17 protein-coding genes and 1 pseudogene are annotated in these 21,212 nt (G+C 63.4%); 15 read left to right on the forward strand and 3 right to left on the reverse strand.

Annotated features, from left to right (window positions below):
* Positions 1–272: 272 nt before the first annotated feature.
* Together DFK10_RS16605 and DFK10_RS09460 are read right to left on the reverse strand one after the other, a co-directional pair.
* Positions 273–2,669: pseudogene (locus tag DFK10_RS16605) on the reverse strand (sulfatase-like hydrolase/transferase).
* 490 nt (positions 2,670–3,159) lie between these two features.
* Entirely contained in the window at positions 3,160–4,116 is a 957-nt protein-coding gene (locus DFK10_RS09460; protein WP_109388790.1) for a LysR family transcriptional regulator, read from the reverse strand.
* 143 nt (positions 4,117–4,259) lie between these two features.
* Between DFK10_RS09460 and DFK10_RS09465 the strand changes: the two genes are divergently transcribed.
* The 13 genes from DFK10_RS09465 (at position 4,260) to DFK10_RS09525 (ending at position 18,055) form a co-directional block, all read left to right on the forward strand.
* Positions 4,260–5,036: a transporter substrate-binding domain-containing protein gene (locus DFK10_RS09465; protein WP_109388791.1), complete on the forward strand. Its 777-nt coding sequence runs from the start codon at positions 4,260–4,262 to the stop codon at positions 5,034–5,036.
* Positions 5,037–5,185: 149 nt separating this feature from the next.
* Positions 5,186–5,833, forward strand: coding sequence for an amino acid ABC transporter permease (locus DFK10_RS09470; RefSeq protein WP_109388792.1), 648 nt, complete (start codon positions 5,186–5,188; stop codon positions 5,831–5,833).
* Between the two features lie 16 nt (positions 5,834–5,849).
* On the forward strand, positions 5,850–6,506 hold the full coding sequence (locus tag DFK10_RS09475) for an amino acid ABC transporter permease (protein ID WP_109388793.1): 657 nt from the start codon (positions 5,850–5,852) through the stop codon (positions 6,504–6,506).
* 15 nt (positions 6,507–6,521) lie between these two features.
* Complete coding sequence (locus tag DFK10_RS09480) at positions 6,522–7,292, forward strand: amino acid ABC transporter ATP-binding protein (RefSeq protein WP_109388794.1); 771 nt, start codon at positions 6,522–6,524, stop codon at positions 7,290–7,292.
* Positions 7,289–8,641: an aminotransferase family protein gene (locus DFK10_RS09485; protein ID WP_109388795.1), complete on the forward strand. Its 1,353-nt coding sequence runs from the start codon at positions 7,289–7,291 to the stop codon at positions 8,639–8,641. Before DFK10_RS09480 ends, DFK10_RS09485 begins: the two co-directional genes overlap by 4 nt.
* The gene (locus DFK10_RS09490) at positions 8,638–9,330 is read left to right on the forward strand and encodes a CoA transferase subunit A (protein ID WP_109388796.1); all 693 of its coding nucleotides are present in this window, start codon (positions 8,638–8,640) and stop codon (positions 9,328–9,330) included. The genes DFK10_RS09485 and DFK10_RS09490 overlap by 4 nt, the downstream gene beginning before the upstream one ends.
* Positions 9,317–9,970 carry a 3-oxoacid CoA-transferase subunit B gene (locus DFK10_RS09495; RefSeq protein WP_235866810.1) on the forward strand — a complete coding sequence of 218 codons (654 nt, stop codon included), beginning with the start codon at positions 9,317–9,319 and terminating at the stop codon, positions 9,968–9,970. The genes DFK10_RS09490 and DFK10_RS09495 overlap by 14 nt, the downstream gene beginning before the upstream one ends.
* 7 nt (positions 9,971–9,977) lie before the next feature.
* Positions 9,978–11,270, forward strand: a complete 1,293-nt coding sequence (locus DFK10_RS09500; RefSeq protein WP_109388798.1) for an ArgE/DapE family deacylase — start codon at positions 9,978–9,980, stop codon at positions 11,268–11,270.
* 3 nt (positions 11,271–11,273) lie between these two features.
* A complete protein-coding gene (locus tag DFK10_RS09505; RefSeq protein ID WP_109388799.1) occupies positions 11,274–12,449 on the forward strand; it encodes a thiolase family protein in 1,176 nt (391 codons plus the stop codon).
* Positions 12,450–12,459: 10 nt separating this feature from the next.
* Positions 12,460–13,620 carry an amidohydrolase gene (locus tag DFK10_RS09510; protein WP_109388800.1) on the forward strand — a complete coding sequence of 387 codons (1,161 nt, stop codon included), beginning with the start codon at positions 12,460–12,462 and terminating at the stop codon, positions 13,618–13,620.
* Positions 13,620–14,735: an alanine racemase gene (locus DFK10_RS09515; protein ID WP_217810120.1), complete on the forward strand. Its 1,116-nt coding sequence runs from the start codon at positions 13,620–13,622 to the stop codon at positions 14,733–14,735. Before DFK10_RS09510 ends, DFK10_RS09515 begins: the two co-directional genes overlap by 1 nt.
* A 201-nt stretch (positions 14,736–14,936) precedes the next feature.
* Positions 14,937–17,075 carry a malate synthase G gene (locus tag DFK10_RS09520; RefSeq protein WP_217810123.1) on the forward strand — a complete coding sequence of 713 codons (2,139 nt, stop codon included), beginning with the start codon at positions 14,937–14,939 and terminating at the stop codon, positions 17,073–17,075.
* A gap of 161 nt (positions 17,076–17,236) precedes the next feature.
* Positions 17,237–18,055: a bifunctional allantoicase/(S)-ureidoglycine aminohydrolase gene (locus tag DFK10_RS09525; RefSeq protein ID WP_109388803.1), complete on the forward strand. Its 819-nt coding sequence runs from the start codon at positions 17,237–17,239 to the stop codon at positions 18,053–18,055.
* Here DFK10_RS09525 and bhcR read toward each other — a convergent pair.
* The gene (gene bhcR, locus DFK10_RS09530) at positions 18,052–18,882 is read right to left on the reverse strand and encodes an HTH-type transcriptional regulator BhcR (protein WP_109388804.1); all 831 of its coding nucleotides are present in this window, start codon (positions 18,880–18,882) and stop codon (positions 18,052–18,054) included. The two genes, DFK10_RS09525 and bhcR, sit on opposite strands and share 4 nt — an antisense overlap.
* Before the next feature lie 164 nt (positions 18,883–19,046).
* Between bhcR and bhcA the strand changes: the two genes are divergently transcribed.
* Both bhcA and bhcB read left to right on the forward strand, forming a co-directional pair.
* Positions 19,047–20,237 carry an L-aspartate--glyoxylate aminotransferase BhcA gene (gene bhcA / locus DFK10_RS09535; RefSeq protein WP_109388805.1) on the forward strand — a complete coding sequence of 397 codons (1,191 nt, stop codon included), beginning with the start codon at positions 19,047–19,049 and terminating at the stop codon, positions 20,235–20,237.
* Entirely contained in the window at positions 20,237–21,205 is a 969-nt protein-coding gene (gene bhcB, locus DFK10_RS09540) for a beta-hydroxyaspartate dehydratase BhcB (RefSeq protein WP_408005583.1), read from the forward strand. Before bhcA ends, bhcB begins: the two co-directional genes overlap by 1 nt.
* The last annotated feature ends 7 nt before the right edge of the window (positions 21,206–21,212 follow it).

Below are 21,212 nucleotides of genomic sequence, written 5' to 3' on the forward strand. Positions count from 1 at the left end.
GCACTGGAGGATGTGGTAGTCGTCTTCATGGTGTTGCTTCCTTTTTGGTTTGATCACCCCGAGCCTACGGCTCAGGGGAAGCAACGCCACCCTTTTTCAAAGTTTCAACATCCGTCGGGACATCCCCCGCGGAGACATCAGTCGGTCATGCCGTGTTGGTCGGTCACTGAGGCAGGAGGTCTTCGGTCATCACCTCGGTCGCGCCGAGCGTGACCAAAGACTCGAAGACGGCAGGTGTAATCGCGGTGTGAACCCGGCTCCCACCACCGGTTTCACGGAGCGCCAGTTTCGCCATGCTCTTCTGGGCGGTCATCAACCAAACTCGCCGTATCGAGTTCTATGGAAGTTTCGGGGCGGCCTGTCAGTTCGAGGACTTTCCCGGTTCGCCCTACGAGTCCGATATATGGCCTTCGAAAACCGATGTCATGACCCACCCTTAACTCGGTATTGGCAAATACTTCGGCGAGGTTGTAGCGGCCGCAATCCGCGCTGTCATGCGCGACTACGAAAAGCCACTCATACTCTGTAGACAGCATCGACAGGTAGCTTTCGACATGAAAGTCGAGAGCCAAGAGCGTCCCGGACTCTTCTTCAAAGGCGCATGTATCAAAGTGGCCCAGTAGATCAATCCGCCCAACTTCCGACTGCCCCAATACCGAAATACCTCTCTGGAGAACCACCCTCTGATTCAAATCGCGGTTTTCCACGAATGACTGACCTGTTCCGAAGGAGGCCGACCGAATGACAATAGCATCCTTCGATTGGATGGACCCCTGCCCGGCCCGCTGCAAATCCGCAGTCGGCAGGACGGCTCGATAGATGGCGCCGTTGGATTCGCCGGCAAGCGGGGCAAGCAGCTCTTCCGTTTCAATCGGGGAGCGTTGGGGGAGGGGTGTCGCCCACCTCAGATCGGACTCATCGGTTCCCAGAAGTGCGCATGAGCTGTCATCCTGAGCCGGCACGCCATAATGACCCAAGGCGATTACTTCGCAATCTTGGACCCACAGGAACCGGCTTGGTTCGGAAAGACCGGCAACAACCTCAGTCAGAGATTTGTCCCCATAGAACGAAAACCGAATGTCTTTCACCATGTTTTGCGGGTCTAGCATGAACAAGGCGGGATACCGGATGGTCCGGCTGCCAAGGACGATTTCGCCGTTTTCCTTGTCGATCTCGATCGTTTCGCCGAGTTCCGGATAGGCCCAAAGCGACGCGATATAGGATGCACTGTCTCCAATCGCGGTCTCGATGTCCTCGATTTCTGAACCGCCCGTGTCCGGTTCGGCCACCAGGGATCGACCCAATCCGAGGCCACGCACGGGGTAACCTATGAGGTCGAGCAAGGTTGCGCCGACATCAAGCGGCGATCCCGGGGTGCCGTCGTTGCGCGGCTCTATCCCGTCGCCCCTGATGAGCAGGAGATTCCGACGTTCGAGCGGCTCCAGGGTTGACCAAACCGTGTTCGGCATCGCGAGGTGGTCTGACGCGATGATCAAGACAGTGTTTTCAAGCGCACCTGAGCGTTCGAGTTCCAGCACCCATTCCGCGATCATCCTGTCGGCACAGAAGATCGCATCAAGAAGCGGGTCGGAGCCGTCGCCATAAGGTCGGTCCGTTCAGCCGGGTCCGGCATGCCCGCGCGGGTGGTGCGTATCCAATGTATTGACGACGAACCCGAAGGGTTGCTCTGCTTGGGACAGCTCGGTGATCCGTTCGGCCGCGATCTCAAGCACATATTCATCATGAAGCCCCCAGGGCGAAGGCGGGGTATCGGCCGGCACTTCCCCGCGCAGCGCGGCAACGCCCCTTACCGAGGCGAACCCGTGATTCTCGAACAGCTTGCCCCAGCCGGCAAAGTCCAGGCTGGCCCCTATCACATGTTCCAGTCGATACCCCTCGCTGGACAACAAATCTCCGATGCAGTTGGCACGTGGCAGGAAATGATCCAAGCCGGACATGGAGTTGCCCATCGCGGCCCCGACCAGAGGGACACCGCAAAACCCCGCAGTCATGCTGGCAATCGACCAACTCGTTCCAGAGACTTGCCGAATCTCGGTGAAAGACAGACTTGAGTCCTCAAGATCATTCAAATTGGGCGAAAGTCCGGGAAAAACACTTTCGTCTAGAAAGGCTCGTTCGTATTGCTCGGCATAAAGGATAACGAAGTTCTTGGGGTTTTGGTTCCGCGGCAAGTCATGGACCACCAAGAAATCCTCTGGAACGATGAGGCTTGATCCGCTCATGGAGCCTGCCAACCGAAAGAGGTCCAGCGCGCCGGGGTTAGTCAGCAGCACAAAAAAGCCCAGCACCAACCCTGCCATGCCGCGAGCACGCTTTGGGCGTTTCTCGTCTTTCGTCGAAATGGACTTATAGACGGCGACGGAGACTGCCCCAACGGCAATGATCGCCAGCGCCCCAAGGACGAACTGGTTTCGGAACTCTCCGTAGGCTGCTCCCTTCATGCCCATCTCGAGGTGAAAGAAGATCGACTCGTCGATGCCATTTCCGGTGAATTGGTCCGCCATGGCCCAGCTCAGGTTCAGGAAAAGAGCCAAGCCGACTGTCAAAACAGCCAAGACGCGCGCCCTGACGCCAAGTCCGGAACGGATCAGCAGGACGATCACGATGCCAAGGAATACGAAGTTGGCGAATGGTAGCAATCCAGACATTTCCTGTCTTTCGATAGTCTCGGCCGTCCAGCCCGCATGAGTGCATTGTATACGTTAATGGCCAAGCGTTTGGAATAATGGAAATATGCTGAAGACGCGGCGAGGGTCAGGTCCCATTAATCCGTTTGGGGCTGCGCCGTTCATCCCGGCCCTGAGGTGGAACAGCACGGACCGGAGATTCCGTTGACGCCAATTTTGTCCCGGGCGACGAAAAACCGGCGAGTGAGAGCGGTGCGAAGGGCGCAAGCGCAGACATTCTGCGCGTCGGAAAGATGTTGTGCCAGACCATCAGCGCCACCAGCACGACGACGAGGCTCAGCGGACGCCGCAATGCTGTGATCACCGCGTTCACGTTCAGAAAAGGCCGCAGGCCTTGCTGTTCCGCCCGTTCAATCTTGCGTCACGGACGAGTGGCGCAGGGCAATTGTAATCAGACTGCCTTCGCGTAATCGTAGGTTTGCGGCCTTTCCTCCGAGTCAGCTTGCAGCTGTCAGGTGTAGGTTCTCGTCTCCAGGTCGATCGCGGCAAGTTCTGCGGTGCAGGTCTCAAGGAACGTGGCCTCGGCATCGGATCGGCGGCGGCCGGGATTGGTGATCAGGTAGATATTGACCATGGGCAGGTCCTCATGTGGCGGCAATTGGCGTATGCGCCCGGCGGCGACGTCCTGGCGGGCAACATGCAGGGGCAGCGCCCCGATACCGACATTGGCCATGATCATGCGGCGGATCTCGTTCAGGTTCGAGGAGACGCCCCGGCCCTGATCGGCCAGACCGGCCCGCGCGCGCAGTCGCGAGATCGCTTCCAGCGGGCCGTCCTCCGCCTCGGTCTGGAAGGCCACGAAAGGCTCTCCGTGCAACGCTGACGGATCAATGTTCTCGACCGCAAATAGCGGGTGCCGCGCGCCGCAATACAGGCCGAAATATTCCCGATACAGGATCATCGTATCCAGGTTCTGCGGCACACGCGTCATCAGGCAGATGCCGAAACTGGCCCGGTTCTGACTGATCATCGTGACGACGTCCTCACTTTCGATCACCGAAAAGGAATAGGTCACATGCGGATGGGCCCGCGAGAACCGGTTCAGGATATCGTCGAAATGCTCGCAGACCACGGAACTCGTGATCGCGATCGACAGGTGCCCGCGCAGCTCGGTGTTGTCCACGTCCAGTAGCGAGGGCAGTTGCGACACAGACCCAAATATCTTGGCGCATTCGGAATAGAGCGCCTGGCCCGGCCGTGTGACCGCGAATTCGTTCGGCTTGCGGATGATCAACTGTTTTCCCGTGGCCTGCTCCAACCGTTTGAGCGCGGCCGAGACCGTGGGCTGCTTGAGTCCCAGGAAGTCGGCCGCCTTGGAGATGCCGCGCTGCTCCACAACCACCATGAAGGTGCGCAGCAGGTTCCAGTCTAGGTTCCAGGGAAACCGTTGATGTTGCGGCAGGCTCATAGATCACATCTATATTAAACGTAGTATATATTTATTTGCGCGATACCAAGCGACATGCAAGGGTCTTGTCCAGAGCGGGGCGAACCCGCCTATTCTCGCGCGGGCGCCACGCCCGCCCGGACCAACCCAACATGGAGACCACAATGAATTCTCGCCGTATGATCCTGAAGACCTCCCTGGTCGCTGCGGGCCTTGCCGTTACCGGGCTGACCGGTGCCGCCGCCGAAGAGCTCGAGACCCTCAAGGAAGAGGGCGTGATCCGCATCGCCATGTCCGGCGCCTACCCGCCGTTCAACTTTGTCAATGACCAGAACGAGGTGGTCGGCTTCGACCCGGCCATCGGCGCCGAGATCGCCGAGCGCATGGGCCTCGAAGTCGAGATCGTCACCACCGCCTGGGATGGGATCATCGGCGGCCTGCTGGCCAACAAGTACGATGCGATCGTCGGCTCCATGACCATCACAGAAGAGCGCGACGAGGTGGTCGATTTCGTCGGTCCCTACTATTCCGACAAGCGCGCCATCTTCACCAACCCCGGTTCGGGCATCGAAAGCCTGGACGACCTGGAAGGCGTCAAGGTCGGCCTGACCCTGGGCGAAACCCACGAGGACTGGGCCCGCGACCGTGGCTACAATGTCAGCACCTACAAGGGTCTGCCCGAACTGCTGCTGGAACTGGAAAACGGCCGTGTTGATGCGATCGTCAACGACTCCATCGCCGCCATTCTCGCCATGACCGAGAAGGGTCAGGAGTACGAGATGTTCGCGGACCCCACCACCGAACCCTTCGGCGCCGGTATCGCGATCCGCGAGGGCAACCCCGAACTGGCCGCAGAAATGCAGGCTGCGCTGGACTCCATGATGGAAGACGGCACCTATCTGGCCATTGCCGAGGAATGGATCGGCGACGACATCCGCTGAACGCATCGGCCCCCGGCGCCTTCGCGGCGGGGGCCCTTTCTGACCCGTCCGGCCCGGCAGTCGCATGCCGGACCGTCACCGGGTGAGTGCCTTTTTCCGGACACCGGTACGACCCACCCTACCCTGCAGACAATCCAAGGAGGACTGACATGGACATCGACCTGATGATGCGGGTCTATCCGTTCTTCCTGACCGCGGCCTGGACGACGATCCAGCTCTCCGTTCTGACCGCGCTGCTGGGATTGGCCATGGGCGCCCTGGGGGCCTCGGCCCGGCTGTCGCGCTTCGCGCTGGTGCGTTTCATCGGCGCTGCCTATGTCAGCCTGTTCCGCGGCACACCTGCGCTGATCCAGCTTTTCATCCTGTATTTCGGCGGACCCCAGATCGGGATCCAGCTGGACGCCTTCGAGGCCGGTGTCATCGGGCTGGGCATCAATGCCGGGGCCTACATGACCGAGACCATCCGAGGGGCCATCATCTCGATCGACAAGGGCCAGCGCGAGGCCGGTCGGACGCTGGGGCTGAGCCAGTGGCAGGCCACCTACAAGATCATTCTGCCGCAAGCCGCCCGGCTGATGGTGCGCCCGCTCGGCGTCAACCTGAACATGCTGATCAAGGCCACCGCACTGGTCGCGGCGATTTCGGTTGTCGAGCTGACCTATACCGCCCAGCGCTATATCGGGTCGACTTACAAGCCCTTCGAGATGTTCCTGCTCGCCGGGGTTCTTTACATGATCATCATCTATGCGACCGGCCGCGCCGTGGCTTGGCTGGATCGCAGAGTGCAGATCACCTGAGCGGGAGAGAGACGACATGGGCCTCGATTTCACGGTAGTTCCCGGCCATCTGGATATCATTCTGCTGGGCTGTGCCTGGACGATAGGCATCGCCGTCGCTGCCGCCCTGCTCAGCTTTTTCGGGGGCATCGTCTTTGCAGTGATCGCGCTATACGCGCCCTGGATCATCCGCCAGCCGTTCCGCCTGATCGAATGGGTCTTCATGGGCACGCCGCTTCTGCTGCAACTGTTCCTGATCTATTTCGGTCTGGTGCAGATCGGCATCGACCTGCCCGCTTTCGTGGCCGGGATCATCGGCTTGGGGCTGCACTTCGCTGTCTACAATTCCGAACTGATCCAGACCGCGATCCTGTCCGTGGACAAGGGCCAGATGGAAGCCGCGCGCACCGTCGGCCTGTCGCGCGGCCAGGCCCTGCGCAAGGTGGTGATCCCGCAGGCGGTGCGCGACGTCATCCCGCCCATCGGCAACAACATGATCGCCCTGCTCAAGGACAGCGCACTGGTCTCGGTGATCGGGGTGAGCGAGCTGACACTGTCCGCCCAGCGCGCCATCGGCGCCACCTATCGCCCCTTCGAGTTCTACCTCGTGGCCGCAATGTTCTACTACGTCATCAATCTCTGCATGGAATGGGTGCAGCGCCGCATCGAGCGCCGCATCTCCATCTCTCGCTGATCCAGGAGCCCGACCATGAGCGACAAGGACCATTTCGTCGAAATCCGCCACGCCCAGAAATCCTATGGATCTCTGGAGGTGCTCAAGGATATCAGCCTGAACGTGGAACGCGGCCAGATCGTCGCGATCATCGGTCCCTCGGGGTCCGGCAAGTCCACCCTGCTGAGGGCGATCAACGATCTCGACCCCCTGACCGGCGGAGAGGTCTGGCTGGATGGTGTGCAGGTGAACAAGTCCCTGCCCCATCGCCAGTATGAAAAGCACATCAACGAGATGCGCCAGCAAGTCGGCATGGTGTTCCAGCACTTCAACCTGTTCCCGCACATGACCGCTAGGGAAAACGTGACGATGGCACCGATGCTGCTCAAGGGCCTGTCCAAGGCCGAGGCGGACAAGCTCGCCGAGGAACAGCTCGACAAGGTCGGCATGCTGGACCGCATCGACTATTACCCCTCGCGCTTGTCGGGTGGCCAGAAACAGCGCGTGGCCATTGCCCGTGCGTTGGCGATGAAGCCGAAGCTTATGCTGTTTGACGAGGCGACCTCGGCGCTCGACCCGGAGCTGGTCGACGAGGTGAATATGGTCATGAAGAAACTGGCCGAAGAACACATGACCATGATCATCGTCACTCACGAGATGGATTTCGCGGCGTCAGTCTGCGACCGGGTCCTGTTCATGGATCAGGGGGTCGTCGTCGAGGAAGGCCCGCCCAGTGTCGTCTTCAAGAACCCGACCAAGGACCGCACCCGCGAATTCCTGCGCAAACACCTGGCAGGTGCCGCGTGACGGACGCTCCCTCCTACCTGTTCTACCAGTCGCGCAACCCGCGGCCCTTTCTGGACCGGGGCGAGGGGATTTACCTGTTCGATGAGAACGGCAAACGCTACATCGACGGCTCCTCTGGCGCGATGGTGTCGAATATCGGCCATTCCAACCCGCGCGTTCTGGCCAAGATGAAGGCGCAGATGGACAAGGCGACCTTTGGCTACCGGCTGCATTTCCGAACCCACCCGTCCGAAGACCTCGCCGCAAAGACGGTGCAGATGACCCCCGAGGGGCTGGACCGTGTCTTCTTCGTTTCCGGCGGGTCCGAGGCGGTGGAAAGCGCGGTGAAACTGGCCCGGCAATACGCCCTGACCCAGGGCCAGGGCACGCGGCACAAGGTGATTTCGCGGTTTCCATCCTATCATGGCTGCACCTTCGGGGCGTTGGACCTGACAGGGTATGCCCCTCTGCGCGAGCCCTTCGCCCTGATGATGGAAGGGATGCCAAAAGTCGCCGCGCCCATGACGTATCTCGACCGGGATAACCTGACCGAAGAGGCGCGAGGCCTGAAATATGCGGACCTGTTGCGGGACAAGATCCTTGCCGAAGGGCCGGATACGGTGCTGGCCTTCCTGATGGAGCCAGTTGGCGGCGCCTCGACCGGCGCGCTGGTGGCCCCCGACAGCTATTACACCCGCGTGCGCGAAATCTGCGACGAATTCGGTGTTCTGCTGATCCATGACGAGGTCATGACCGGCGCAGGCCGCACTGGGCGCTTTCTCGCCTCGGAGCACTGGGGCGTCACGCCGGACATCGTGGCGCTGTCCAAGGGCTTCGGCGCGGGCTATGCGCCGCTTGGGGCCATCGTCGCCGGGGCGCGGCTGGTCGAGCCAGTGCTGGACGCGGGAGGGTTCCTGCATGGCTTCACCTATGCCGGCAACCCCTTGGCCTGTTCGGCCGGTCTTGCCGTTCTTGAGGAACTCGAAGAGCAGAACCTGATCGAAAACGCCGCCCGCATGGGGGACGTTCTGATGGACGAATTGCGCGCCCTCATGGACCGCTATCCCTTCATCGGCGACTTGCGGGGGAAGGGCCTGCTGACCGCCTTCGAATTCGTGGCCGACCGCAGCACTATGGAACCGCTGGAGCCGTCCCTGAACGCCCATGACCGACTGGTTGAACTGGCCTATCAACGCGGGCTGATCATCTATTCGCGGCGCACCCGTGGCGGCACCAAGGGCGATCATTTCCTCGTCGCGCCGCCGCTGATCATCACCGAGGGTCAGATCGGCGAGATGATGACGATCCTGCGCGATGCGCTGGACGCTTTCGCGCAAGAGGTCGGCCTGCCGGTGGAGCGCGCCGCATGAGACTGCCCAACAAGACGCGCGCCATCGAAGAGGCGATCGCCGGGATCAAGGATGGCGACACGGTCATGGTGGGCGGCTTCGGCGTGCCCGGCACGCCCATGACCCTGATCCATGCATTGGTCGACCACGGCGCGCAGAACCTGACGCTGGTCAAGAACGACGCAAACGAACCGGGCATGGGCATCGACCACTTGCTGCAAAGCGGACAGGTGGCCCGGTTGATCACCACTCATCTGGGGCTGAACAGTAACGCAATTGCCCAGATGAATTCCGGCGCGCTTGAGGTTGAATTCAATGCCCAGGGCATTCTGGCCGAACGCATCCGCGCCGGCGGGGCCGGGCTGGGTGCGGTGCTCAGTGATATCGGGATCGACACGGAACTGGCGCAAGGCAAGCAAGTGGTCGAGATGGACGGCAAGTCTTGGCTGGTGGAACCGGCCCTGCGCGCCGACGCCGCGCTGATCCACGCCGACCGCGCCGATCCTTTCGGCAACCTAGCCTACGTGGCGACAGCGCAGAATTTCAACCCGCTCATGGCCATGGCCGCCACCTGCGTCATCGCAGAGGTCGAGACCCTTCTGCCATTGGGCGGCCTCGAGGCAGACGCGATTCACACTCCGGGAATCTTCGTCGATCATGTCGTCGAGCTGGGCCAATTGTCGGAGGAATACGCCGTTGTCCGACGCTAGGGAACGCATGGTGGCCCGTGCCGCCCGCGAGATCGCGCCGGGCATGGTGGTCAACCTCGGGATCGGCCTGCCGACCCGGGTGGTCAATCACCTGTCGGCGGATTTCCCGGTCTGCCTGCACACCGAGAACGGCCTGTCGGGGATTGGTCCGACGCTCGGCTATGACAAGGCCGACCGCAACCTGATCGACGCGGGCGGGGCCTATGTCTCGACCGTGCCCGGATCGGCCTGTTTCGACAGCGCCACCAGCTTCGCGATCGTCCGGTCCGGGCGGCTGGACCTGACCATGCTGGGCGCCTTCGAGGTCAGCGCTACCGGCGACCTGGCCAACTGGAAGATTCCCGGCAAGTTCAGCCCCGGCGCGGGCGGCGGCATCGAGCTGGCCCAGAAAGCGCGGCGAGTCGTGGTCCTGACCACGCAGACCGACCGCGTCGGAAACCCCAAGCTGAAAGAGGCCTGTAGCCTGCCATTGACCGCACGGGGCTGCGTGACACGGATTTTCACCGATATGGCGGTGATCGACGTCACACCGGCGGGCTTTGCGCTGGTCGAAACCGCCGATGGGGTCAGCGCCGCCGAGGTGGCCGAGGCCACCGACGCCCCGCTCGCCCTGCCCGACACCGCCATTCCGACGTTCTGAGCCGCCGATGTCCGACGATCTGAAAAACCGCCTGAGCGATGCCGTTGATACCGCCTTCGACCGGCAGATCGCATTCCTGTCCGAACTGACCTCGCATCCCTCGACCCGGGGCAACGAACAATCGGCGCAGGAATTCATGGCCGGCGAACTGGCCGCGCGGGGTTACGAGATTGACCGCTGGCAGATCGACATCGACGAGATCCGCCACCTGCCCGGTTTCTCGCCGGTGCTCGGCCCTTACGAGGACGCGGTCAATGTCGTCGGCATCCACCGTGGCCGGGGCGAAAACGGTCGCTCATTGATCCTGAACGGCCATATCGACGTTGTGCCCACCGGCCCGCTGGACATGTGGGACAGCCCCCCCTTCGAGCCGCGCGTGGACGAAGGCTGGCTATACGGACGCGGCGGCGGCGACATGAAGGCCGGGCTGGCCTCGAACCTCTTCGCGCTGGACGCGCTGACCGCCTGCGGTTTGGTCCCGGCGGCGGATGTGTTCTTTCAATCCGTTGTCGAAGAGGAATGCACCGGCAACGGCGCACTGGCCTGCCTTGCCCGTGGTTATACCGCCGATGCAGCCCTGATCCCCGAACCGTTCGCGGAACATGTGGTTACGGCGCAACTGGGCGTGCTCTGGTTCCAGGTGCACCTCAAGGGACTTCCAACGCATGTGGCCTATGCCGGCACCGGGTCCAACGCGATCGAGGCGGCCATCCCGCTGATCTCGGCCCTGCACGAGATGGAGCACCGCTGGAACGCCGCCGAGAACCGCCCGGCGGATTACGCACATATGGACCATGCCCTGAACCTCAATATCGGCCGGATCGAGGGCGGCGACTGGACAAGTTCGGTGCCCGCCTGGTGCGTCTTCGACGTGCGGATGGGGCTGTTTCCCGGCCAGTCCATCGACGACGCGAAGGCCGAGATCGAGCAGGTGATCATGGAAGCCGCGCGAGAAAACGCCTTTCTGCGCAATTCCCTGCCCGAGATCGTCTATCACGGGTTCCATGCCGAGGGATACGCGCTGTCGCAGGATGGGTCGGCCCGCGCCGCCGATGCGATCTCGGCGCTGGAACGGGCACATCACGGCATCACCGGCGACGCGCTGGAACGCGAGGCGATCACGGCCACCACCGATGCGCGGTTCTTCGGGCTTTATGCCGATACCCCCGCTCTGGTTTATGGCCCCCGCGCCGAGGCCATCCACGGGTTCAACGAAAGGGTCGAGCTGGAAAGCATGCGCCGCGTCACCAAGGCCACCGCCCTGTTCATCGCCGATTGGTGCGGCACGGAGAAGGTATAGCACATGCGTGACGCCGTCATCGTTTCCACAGCCCGCACGCCCATCGGCAAAGCCTATCGCGGCGCGTTCAACAACCTGACCGCTCCCAGCCTCGCCGCGCCGGCAGTCACGGCCGCCCTGTCCCGCGCCGGGCTGGAGGGCGGCGAGGTAGAAGAGGCCGTTTTCGGATCGGCGCTGACGCAGGGCACCTCCGGGGTGAATGTCGCGCGCCATATCGCACAGGCCGCCGGTCTGCCCGACAGCGTCGCCGGGGCAACCGTCGACCGCCAATGTGCCTCGGGCCTCAACGCGCTTGCCATCGCCGGGCACATGGTGCGCTGCGAGGGGGTGGACGTGGCACTGGCGGGGGGACTCGACTCCATCTCGCTGGTGCAGAACAGCCATTGGAACGGGCACCGCTACCGCGACCCGAACGTGGCGCAAAGCTACTACCTGAACATGCTGGACACCGCGGAAATCGTCGCCGCGCGCTACGGCGTCAGCCGTGCAGCACAGGACACCTATGCCCTGCAAAGCCAGCACCGCACCGCTCGCGCACAAGAAGCGGGGCTGTTCGCCGACGAGATCGTCCCGGTCGAGGCGGTCAGGATCGTCACCGACAAGGCCACGGGCGAGACCCGGCAAGAGGCCGTGCGGCTGGAGCATGACGAATGCAACCGTCCGGGCACCACTGCCGAGGGGCTGGCCGGACTGGCTCCGGTTCAGGGGGCGGACAAGACCGTCACCGCCGGCAATGCCAGCCAGCTGTCCGACGGGGCCGCTGCGCTGGTGGTCATGGCCAAAGACGAAGCGGCCCGGCGCGGGCTGACGCCGCTCGGGGCGCTGCGCGGCTTCGCTGTGGCGGGCGTGGCCCCGGATGAAATGGGTATCGGTCCGGTCGTGGCGATCCCGCGTCTGCTGGAACGCGCCGGATTAAGCATCGCGGATATCGACCTGTGGGAAATCAACGAGGCCTTCGCCGCGCAGCTGGTCCATTGCCGCGATGCCTTGGGCATCCCGGATGAGCGACTCAACGTGAATGGCGGCGCGATTTCCATCGGTCATCCCTACGGTATGTCCGGCGCGCGCATGGCCGGCCATGTCCTGCTGGAGGGCCGGCGCCGGGGCGCCAAATGGGCGGTCGTATCGATGTGCGTGGGTGGCGGACAGGGTGCGGCTGGCCTGTTCGAGGTTTTCTGAGGAGGACAGGATGAAGACCCTTGCGCAGGAGGAGATCGCCGAACTGACCGCGCTGCGGCATGACCTGCACCGCGAACCCGACCTCTCGGGCGAGGAAGGCCCGACCGCCGCACGCATCGCCGACGAACTGACGACGCTTGGCGCGGATCGCGTCTGGCAAGGGCTGGGTGGTCATGGCGTTGCGGCTGAATTTCGCGGCAGCGGGGACGGTCCGACCGTCCTGTTTCGGTGCGAACTCGACGGGTTGCCGATCCATGAAATCAGCGCCCTGCCCTACCGGTCCAGGATCGACGGCAAGGGGCATCTGTGCGGCCACGACGGGCACATGGTCACGCTGCTGGGGGTCGGGCGCATGCTGGCTCGGCGCCCGGCGCGGGGGCGTGTGATCCTGCTGTTTCAGCCAGCCGAGGAGACCGGGGCCGGCGCCGCAGCCGTCATCGCCGATCCCCGCTGGCCCGAGATCCGGCCCGATTACGCCTTTGCCTATCACAACGTGCCCGGCCGCCCGCTGGGCGAAATCGGCTTGCGGGCGGGACCCGGCAACTGCGCCTCGCGCGGGATGCAGCTGCGTCTGACGGGCCGGAGTTCCCATGCCGCCGCGCCGGAAGACGGGGTCTCGCCTGCCGCCGCCATGGCGGGCCTGATGGCCGAGTTGCCCGCCCTGAGCGAGGGCACCATCGGCGATGCGGAGTTCGCCCTTGCCACCCTGACCCATGCGCGCCTGGGCGAGCCAAGTTTCGGGATCGCGCCGGGCGAGGGGGAATTACGCGTGACCCTGAGGGCCATGACCAATGAACGCATGGACACGCTGATGGCCGAGGCCGAGCGCCATGTCGCCGGGGCCAACGGCGCCCTGGATGTTGCGCTGTCATGGCACGACGTGTTCCGCGCGGTCGTGAACGATGAGGACGCCACCGGGATCGCCGGCCGGGCCGCCACGCGGCTGGGCCACAGCCCCCTTGAAATGGCCCTGCCGATGCGCTGGTCCGAGGATTTCGGGCGTTTCGGTGACGACGGGGCCAAGGCCGCTTTGCTCTATGTCGGCGCGGGCGAGGACCACCCGCAGCTGCACAACCCCGACTACGATTTTCCCGACGCCCTGACCCCCATCATGGCCGCGCTGTTCGATGCGATCCTGCGCGACCTTCTGGGCGACGCAGACGCCGGATGATGCCCGACCCTGCCCCGACCTCCTGGTGCACGATTCACCGCGACCGGATTGCCCGGAACCTGGACCTGGCGCTCGGCCTTGTCCCAACGGGGCGGCGGTTCTGCGCGGTTCTCAAGGCCGATGCCTATGGCCACGGAATCGAGCACGTGGTGCCCCTGGTGCGGGACCGAGGCGTAACCTGCATCGGCATCACTTCGAACGCGGAGGCGCGCGCGGTGCGTGCGGCGGGCTACACCGGCAGCCTGATCCGGCTGCGCGTCGCCACCCCGCAGGAGGCGGAGGAGGCATTGCCCGATCATGTAGAGGAACAGGTCTCCACGCCGGACATGGCCCGCCACCTGCGCGCCCTGCGCGATGCGGGCCGATTGCGGACCGGCGTTCACCTGGCACTCAACGTGGCAGGCATGTCGCGCGACGGGCTCGAGATCGAGAGCAGCGACGGCCGTGATGCCTGCCGACTGATCCTCGACCTGCTTGGGGTTGCGATCCGGGGCATATGCACACATTTCCCGTCGAACCTGCCCGGGCAATTGCGCGAAAGCGCGGACCTTTTCCAAGCCCAGGCGGCATGGGTTGTCGACGCCGGCGGGCTGGACCGGCGCAAAGTTCTTGTTCATGCAGGGTCTTCCCTGACGCTGACCTCGGACACGACGATCGAGACCGACATGTATCGCTGCGGCGCCGTTCTCTATGGCATCCTGCGGCCCGACCTCGGCTATCGACCCACCATGGACCTCGAGACACGGGTGGTCGGCTTGCAAACCTATCCGCGCGGGGCCAGCGTCGGCTATGATCGCACCGTCCGACTGACCCGGGACAGCCGGCTCGCCTGCCTGTCGATCGGCTATGAAAACGGATTTGGTCGTATCGCGTCCGGGGCCGCGAATGTAGCCATCGCGGGCAATCTGGCACCGGTGTTGGGCAAGGTGTCGATGAACGCCATCGTGGCGGATGTCACCGACCTGCCGCAGGTTCAGTTGGGCGACACCGCGGTGGTCTTCGGAGGCTCCGGTTCCGCCGCGATCACCCCGGAAATGGCCGAGCGGCAATTCGATACGATCATGGCAGATCTCTACACCGATTGGGGCCGGCGCAACGCCCGCATTCATCGTTGAGCCATTGGCTCCGCTACATTTCATCGCGTTTTTTTGGAAAGACCCTTCGTCTTTCCCAAACGCCGAACCGGCATTTCAGCATGTCCTGTGGATGGCGATCTGCTAAGATTGTCCCTCAAATTCACCCTGTGCACGATCGTATACCGCTCCGCGGCCCCGATCGTCCATGATGCGGGAAATGCCATGTCCAAGACCAACCAGATGACTGAAATCGAAGGCCTGAAGATCGACACGGGCCTCAAGCAATTCATCGAAACACGTGTTCTGCCGGGTCTGCCGGTCGAGGCCGACCGGCTGTGGTCGGGCTTGTCCGGGCTTGTGCACGAATTCGGCCCCCGGAACCGCGCCCTTCTGGACAAGCGCGACCTGATCCAGAGCCAGATCGACGACTGGCACAAGGCGAACCGCGACGGGCCGCATGACCGCATCGCCTACAAGGCCTTCCTGCAAGAGATCGGCTATCTGGTCCCCGAGGGCGAGGATTTCGAGATCGAGACCGAAAACACCGACCCCGAGATCGCAACTGTCCCCGGCCCGCAACTGGTGGTGCCGGCAACGAATGCACGCTTCGTTCTGAACGCCGCGAATGCACGCTGGGGCAGTTTCTATGACGGGCTTTACGGAACCGATGCCATGGGAAGCGCGCCGCCCGCGGGCGGGTTCGATGACGGGCGCGGCGCCCGCGTCGTGGCCCGGGCGGCTGTATTTCTGGACGAGGTTTTCCCGATCACCGACACGAGCCACGCCAAGGCGACCCGCTACAGCGTCGAGGACGGCACGTTGCAGATCGACGGCGCCGCCCTGATCGCGCCCGAGAACTTCGCAGGCTACACGGGTCGGGCCGACGCGCCCGACACCGTGCTCTTGCGCAACAACGGCCTGCACGTGGAACTGGTCTTCGACCGCGCCCACCCGATCGGCAAGACGACACCTTCGGGGCTGGCCGATATTCGGCTGGAATCGGCGATGTCCGCGATCATCGACTGCGAGGATTCCGTCGCCTGCGTCGACGCCGAGGACAAGGTTCTGGCCTATGCCAACTGGCTGGGCCTGATGCAGGGCGATCTCGAAGAGACCTTTGAAAAAGGCGGCAAGACCATGACCCGCCGCCTGAACCCCGACCGCAGCTATACCGCGCCGGACGGGTCGGACCTGACGCTGAAGGGCCGGGCACTATTGCTGGTGCGCAATGTCGGCCACCTGATGACCAACCCGGCCATTCTGGACCACGACGACAACGAGATCTTCGAAGGCCTGATGGACGCGATGTTCACTGTCCTGATCGCCATGCACGATCTGAAAAAGACCAGCGGCCCGCGTAACTCGGTCGCCGGATCGGTCTACGTGGTCAAGCCCAAGATGCACGGTCCCGAAGAGGTCGCCTTCTCCGACGCGATCTTCACCAAGGTCGAAGAGGTGCTGGGGCTGCCGCGCTATACCGTCAAGCTGGGCATCATGGACGAGGAACGCCGCACCAGCGTGAATCTCAAGGAATGCATCCGCGCCGCGAAACACCGGGTCTGCTTCATCAATACCGGTTTCCTCGACCGCACCGGTGACGAGATCCACACCTCGATGGAGGCCGGCCCCTTCAGCCGCAAGGACTTCATCAAGCGCAAGGGCTGGATCACCGCCTATGAAAACCAGAACGTCGATATCGGGCTGGAATGCGGCCTGTCCGGCAAGGCGCAGATCGGCAAGGGCATGTGGGCGATCCCCGACAAGATGGCCGCGATGCTGGAACAGAAGATCGAGCATCCACGCGCCGGGGCAAATTGCGCATGGGTGCCCTCGCCCACAGCCGCCACATTGCACGCGACGCACTATCACAAGGTCGACGTGATGGCGGTGCAGTCACAACTGGCCAAGGGCGGGCGGCGTGCCTATGTCGAGGCGCTGCTGGATATCCCGCTGGCCTCTTACCGCAAATGGACGAAGGACCAGATCCGCCGCGAGGTCGAAAACAACGCCCAGGGCATCCTCGGCTACGTTGTCCGCTGGATCGACCAAGGGGTGGGCTGTTCCAAGGTGCCGGACATTAACGATGTCGGTCTGATGGAAGACCGCGCGACCTGCCGCATCTCGGCGCAGCATATCGCCAACTGGCTGCATCACGACGTGATCGGGCAGGAAGAGGTCATGGAGATCATGCAGAACATGGCACGCGTCGTGGACCGGCAGAACGCGGGCGATCCGTTCTACCGCCCCATGGCGCCCGATTTCGACGGCATCGCCTTCCAGGCGGCATGCGATCTGGTGTTCCTGGGCCGTGAACAGCCCTCGGGCTATACCGAACCGGTGCTGCACCGGCGGCGGCTGCAGCTCAAGGCACAGGGCTAGGGATGAAACGGCGGGGCGACCCGCCGTTTTTCTTTTCAATCGGGACAATACGTGAAATTTTCAAACCGGGCAGATAAGTCCTATTCGGCCCTTAACGGTGGTCTCGCGCGCCCCAGCACCGCATATTTCCATAACGCACCCAACCGGTTCCAGGAGCCTCCATGACCAACAGCTATTACGCACCCAAGGGGGGCCACCCGGGCCAGGACCAGCTGCTGACCGACCGCGCCGTCTTCACCGAGGCCTATGCGGTGATCCCCCGTGGCACGATGCGCGATATCGTGACCAGCTTCCTGCCTTTCTGGGACGACACCCGCGCCTGGGTGCTGGCCCGACCCCTGTCAGGTTTCGCGGAAACCTTTTCGCAATACATCATGGAGGTGCAGCCCGGCGGCGGCTCCGACCGGCCCGAAACCGACCCGGACGCCGAGGCAGTGCTATTCGTTGTCGAGGGCACTGCGGCACTGAAAGTGAACGGCACCTCTCATGAATTAACCCCCGGCGGCTATGCCTATCTGCCCCCCGCCGCAGAATGGACCCTGCACAACAAGGGCGATGTGCCGCTGCGCTTTCATTGGATTCGCAAGGCCTACCAGGCGGTCGAAGGGCTGGACGCACCGGATGTTCTGATCCTCAACGAAAACGACATCGCGCCGTCCCCCATGCCCGGCACCGATGGGAAATGGGCCACGACCCGCTTCGTGGACCCGGCCGACATGCGCCATGACATGCATGTCACCATCGTCACGTTCGAACCCGGCGCGGTGATCCCCTTTCTGGAAACCCACGTCATGGAACACGGGCTTTACGTTCTGGAAGGCAAGGCCGCTTATCGGCTGAACTCGGACTGGGTCGAGGTCGAGGCCGGCGATTTCATGTGGCTGCGCGCCTTCTGTCCGCAGGCCTGTTATGCTGGCGGGCCGGGCCGGTTCCGCTACCTGCTTTACAAGGACGTGAACCGGCACATGCCCTTGCGCTAGTCCACCGCGCCGCCGATCGCGCGGGTCAGATCACGCGCCGCGTTCATCACCGGAACGGACAGCCGATCTATGTCGTCCAGCCCCACCCGGCTTGTCGGGCCGGATACGGAAATGCCGGCCACCGCCTCGCCCGTCATGTCGAAGACCGGGGCCGCGATGCAGCGCATGCCGTCTGTCTTTTCTTCATTGTCCACGGCATACCCCTGTGCGCGTATCCTCGCCAGGTCGTCGCGCAGCGCGGCCTTGTCCGTGAAGGTCTGAGCCGTGAAGGCCTGCAAAGGCCCATCGCCCAGCACCCGCCCCATCCGCCGGTCCTCCATATGCGCCAGGAGCGCCTTGCCGATGCCCGAGGCATGCATTTCCGACAGCGTGCCCGGCGGAAAGAAGGCGCGGATCGTGGCATTGGTCTCCACCTGGCCGAGGAACAACACCGCACCCTCCTTCTCGATTCCGAGGTTCGCGGTTTCGCCCGTGTCCTCCATCAGCTTGCGCATCACGGGTCGGGCGCGATCCACAAGGCTGGTGCGCCGCAGGAACCGCGCACCGATGACAAAGGCGCGCGGCCCGATATGCCAGACCTGTTCGCGCCCCTCGAACTCGACCAACCCGCGCCCTTCCAGCGTGACGAGGATGCGGTAGACCGTAGCTGGGGACTGGCCGGTTTCCTCGGCCAGCGCCGAGAGCGGCAGGCCGCCGGTCTGGCTCAGGAACTCGAACACCTCCATCGCGCGGTCCAGCGATTTGATCGTGTTCTGCTCGGACTTGTCGTGCCAGTCACGCGGACGGCCCCGGGCGCGGCGCGGTGTCGAGTCTTGCTTGGCGGACATGGCAGCTCCGGAGTATTGAAAGACTATTTCATTATATGAAAAACACAAGTGACTGACAACATGTCATATTTTTCGAAACCTCTTTTTTGAAAAATAATTTCAAAAAAATTTCCTCGGCCAGAAAGCTTTCCTATGCTCGCTTCGAACACGTAAAGGGCAAATCTATGAGCTTTCAAAATCCCGTCTTCATTCCCGGGCCGACCAACATCCCCGAAAACCTTCGCAAGGCCTGCGACATGCCGACGATCGACCACCGTTCGCCGCTCTTCGGGCATATCCTGCACCCGGCCCGCGAAGGTGTGCGCAAGGTTTTGCAAAGCGATAGCGCCGAGGTTTTCATCTTTCCCGCGACTGGCACCGGCGGCTGGGAGACCGCGCTGACCAACACGCTCTCGCCGGGTGACAGGGTGCTGGTGGCGCGCAACGGGATGTTCAGCCACCGCTGGATCGACATGTGCCAACGCCACGGGCTGGACGTCCAGGTCGTTGAGGTCGCTTGGGGCAGCGGCATCCCGGCAGACCGCTACGAAGAGATCCTGACCGCCGATACCGGCCACAGGATCAAGGCGGTGCTGGCCACCCATAACGAGACCGCGACCGGCGTGCGCTCGGACATCGGCGCGATCCGCCGCGCGATGGATGCCGCCGGGCACCCGGCGCTGCTGTTCGTCGATGGCGTGTCCTCGATCGGGTCGATGGAGTTCCGCTTTGATGACTGGGGCGTCGATGTTGCCGTGACCGGTTCGCAAAAAGGGTTCATGCTGCCCGCCGGCCTTGCCATCACCGGGTTCAGCACCAAGGCCATGGCGGCCATCGACACCGCCACCCTGCCCCGCACCTTTTTCGACGTGCGCGACATGGCGAAGGGCTACGCGGGCAATGCTTATCCCTACACCCCCGCCGTGGGCCTGATGAACGGGCTGAACGAGGCCTGCAAGATGCTGCTGGAGGAAGGGCTGGAGAATGTCTTTGCCCGTCACCACCGCATCGCCGAGGGCGTGCGCGCGGCTGTCCGCGCCTGGGGGCTGGAGCTTTGCGCCAATGACCCGTCGGTCCAGTCCGACACGGTCAGCGCCATCCGCACCCCCGAGGGGTTCAACGCCACCGATATCGTCACCCATGCGGCCGACCGATACGGCGTGGCCTTCGGGGTGGGACTGGGCGAGGTTGCCGGCAAGGTCTTTCGCATCGGCCATCTGGGGTCGCTGACCGACGTGATGGCCCTGTCCGGGATCGCCACGGCCGAGATGTGCATGGCCGATCTGGGGCTGGATATCACGCTGGGGTCGGGCGTGGCAGCGGCGCAGGACTACTACCGCAGGCACCCAGCCGCAGGCATGAAGGGTCCTGTATGATGACCGACCCCGATATGCAAATTCCCACCTTCGACGACATGCTGGCCGCCCATAAGCGGATTGCACCGCATATCCGCCGCACCCCGGTGCGCGTGTCCGACCACCTGAACGATCTGACCGGCGCGCAACTGTTCTTCAAATGCGAGAACTTCCAGGAACCCGGCGCCTTCAAGGTGCGCGGGGCCGCCAACGCGGTCTTCGGTTTGGAGGACGCCGCGGCCGCCAGAGGCGTCGCGACCCATTCCTCGGGCAACCATGCGTCTTGCCTGTCCTATGCGGCGATGCGCCGGGGCATCCCCTGCAACGTGGTCATGCCGCATACTGCCCCGCAGGCCAAGAAGGAGACGGTCCGCCGCTATGGCGGCAAGATCACCGAATGCGATCCCTCGACCAACGCCCGCGAAGCCACCTTCGCCCGCGTTCAGGCCGAAACCGGTGGTGATTTCGTGCATCCCTATAACGACCCCCGCGTGATCGCGGGCCAGGGCACCTGTTCGCGCGAATTCATGGAACAGGCCGACGGGCTGGACATGGTCGTCGCCCCGATCGGTGGCGGCGGCATGATCTCGGGCACCTGCCTGACGCTGGCGACGCTGGCGCCGGAAACACGGGTGATCGCCGCCGAGCCGGAACAGGCCGACGACGCCTATCGCAGCTTCAAGGCCGGCCACATCATCGCCGATGACGCGCCCGAGACCATTGCGGACGGGCTGAAAGTGCCGCTCAAGGACCTGACCTGGCATTTCGTGTCACGCCACGTGTCCGAGATATTCACCGCCTCGGAGCAAGAGATCGTGGACGCGATGAAACTGGCCTGGAAACACCTGCGGATCGTTCTGGAACCCTCCAGCGCCGTGCCGCTGGCCATCGTTTTCAAGAACGCTCAGGCCTTTGCTGGCAAGCGTGTCGGCATCATCGTCACCGGCGGCAACGTGGACCTGGACAACCTGCCCTGGATCGAGGGCTGACAAGGAG

The organism is Salibaculum griseiflavum, assembly GCF_003129565.1.
In the GTDB taxonomy this organism is placed as follows: domain Bacteria; phylum Pseudomonadota; class Alphaproteobacteria; order Rhodobacterales; family Rhodobacteraceae; genus Salibaculum; species Salibaculum griseiflavum.

Excerpts from the sequence above, each read along its gene's own strand:
- DFK10_RS09460 (WP_109388790.1), bottom strand. The coding sequence starts at position 4,116 with ATGAGCCTGCCGCAACATCAACGGTTTCCCTGGAACCTAGACTGGAAC.
- DFK10_RS09475 (WP_109388793.1), top strand. The coding sequence starts at position 5,850 with ATGGGCCTCGATTTCACGGTAGTTCCCGGCCATCTGGATATCATTCTG.
- DFK10_RS09515 (WP_217810120.1), top strand. The coding sequence starts at position 13,620 with ATGCCCGACCCTGCCCCGACCTCCTGGTGCACGATTCACCGCGACCGG.
- DFK10_RS09500 (WP_109388798.1), top strand. The coding sequence starts at position 9,978 with ATGTCCGACGATCTGAAAAACCGCCTGAGCGATGCCGTTGATACCGCC.
- DFK10_RS09470 (WP_109388792.1), top strand. The coding sequence starts at position 5,186 with ATGGACATCGACCTGATGATGCGGGTCTATCCGTTCTTCCTGACCGCG.
- DFK10_RS09525 (WP_109388803.1), top strand. The coding sequence starts at position 17,237 with ATGACCAACAGCTATTACGCACCCAAGGGGGGCCACCCGGGCCAGGAC.
- DFK10_RS09490 (WP_109388796.1), top strand. The coding sequence starts at position 8,638 with ATGAGACTGCCCAACAAGACGCGCGCCATCGAAGAGGCGATCGCCGGG.
- bhcB (WP_408005583.1), top strand. The coding sequence starts at position 20,237 with ATGACCGACCCCGATATGCAAATTCCCACCTTCGACGACATGCTGGCC.
- DFK10_RS09520 (WP_217810123.1), top strand. The coding sequence starts at position 14,937 with ATGACTGAAATCGAAGGCCTGAAGATCGACACGGGCCTCAAGCAATTC.
- bhcR (WP_109388804.1), bottom strand. The coding sequence starts at position 18,882 with ATGTCCGCCAAGCAAGACTCGACACCGCGCCGCGCCCGGGGCCGTCCG.
- DFK10_RS09465 (WP_109388791.1), top strand. The coding sequence starts at position 4,260 with ATGAATTCTCGCCGTATGATCCTGAAGACCTCCCTGGTCGCTGCGGGC.
- DFK10_RS09505 (WP_109388799.1), top strand. The coding sequence starts at position 11,274 with ATGCGTGACGCCGTCATCGTTTCCACAGCCCGCACGCCCATCGGCAAA.
- bhcA (WP_109388805.1), top strand. The coding sequence starts at position 19,047 with ATGAGCTTTCAAAATCCCGTCTTCATTCCCGGGCCGACCAACATCCCC.
- DFK10_RS09510 (WP_109388800.1), top strand. The coding sequence starts at position 12,460 with ATGAAGACCCTTGCGCAGGAGGAGATCGCCGAACTGACCGCGCTGCGG.
- DFK10_RS09480 (WP_109388794.1), top strand. The coding sequence starts at position 6,522 with ATGAGCGACAAGGACCATTTCGTCGAAATCCGCCACGCCCAGAAATCC.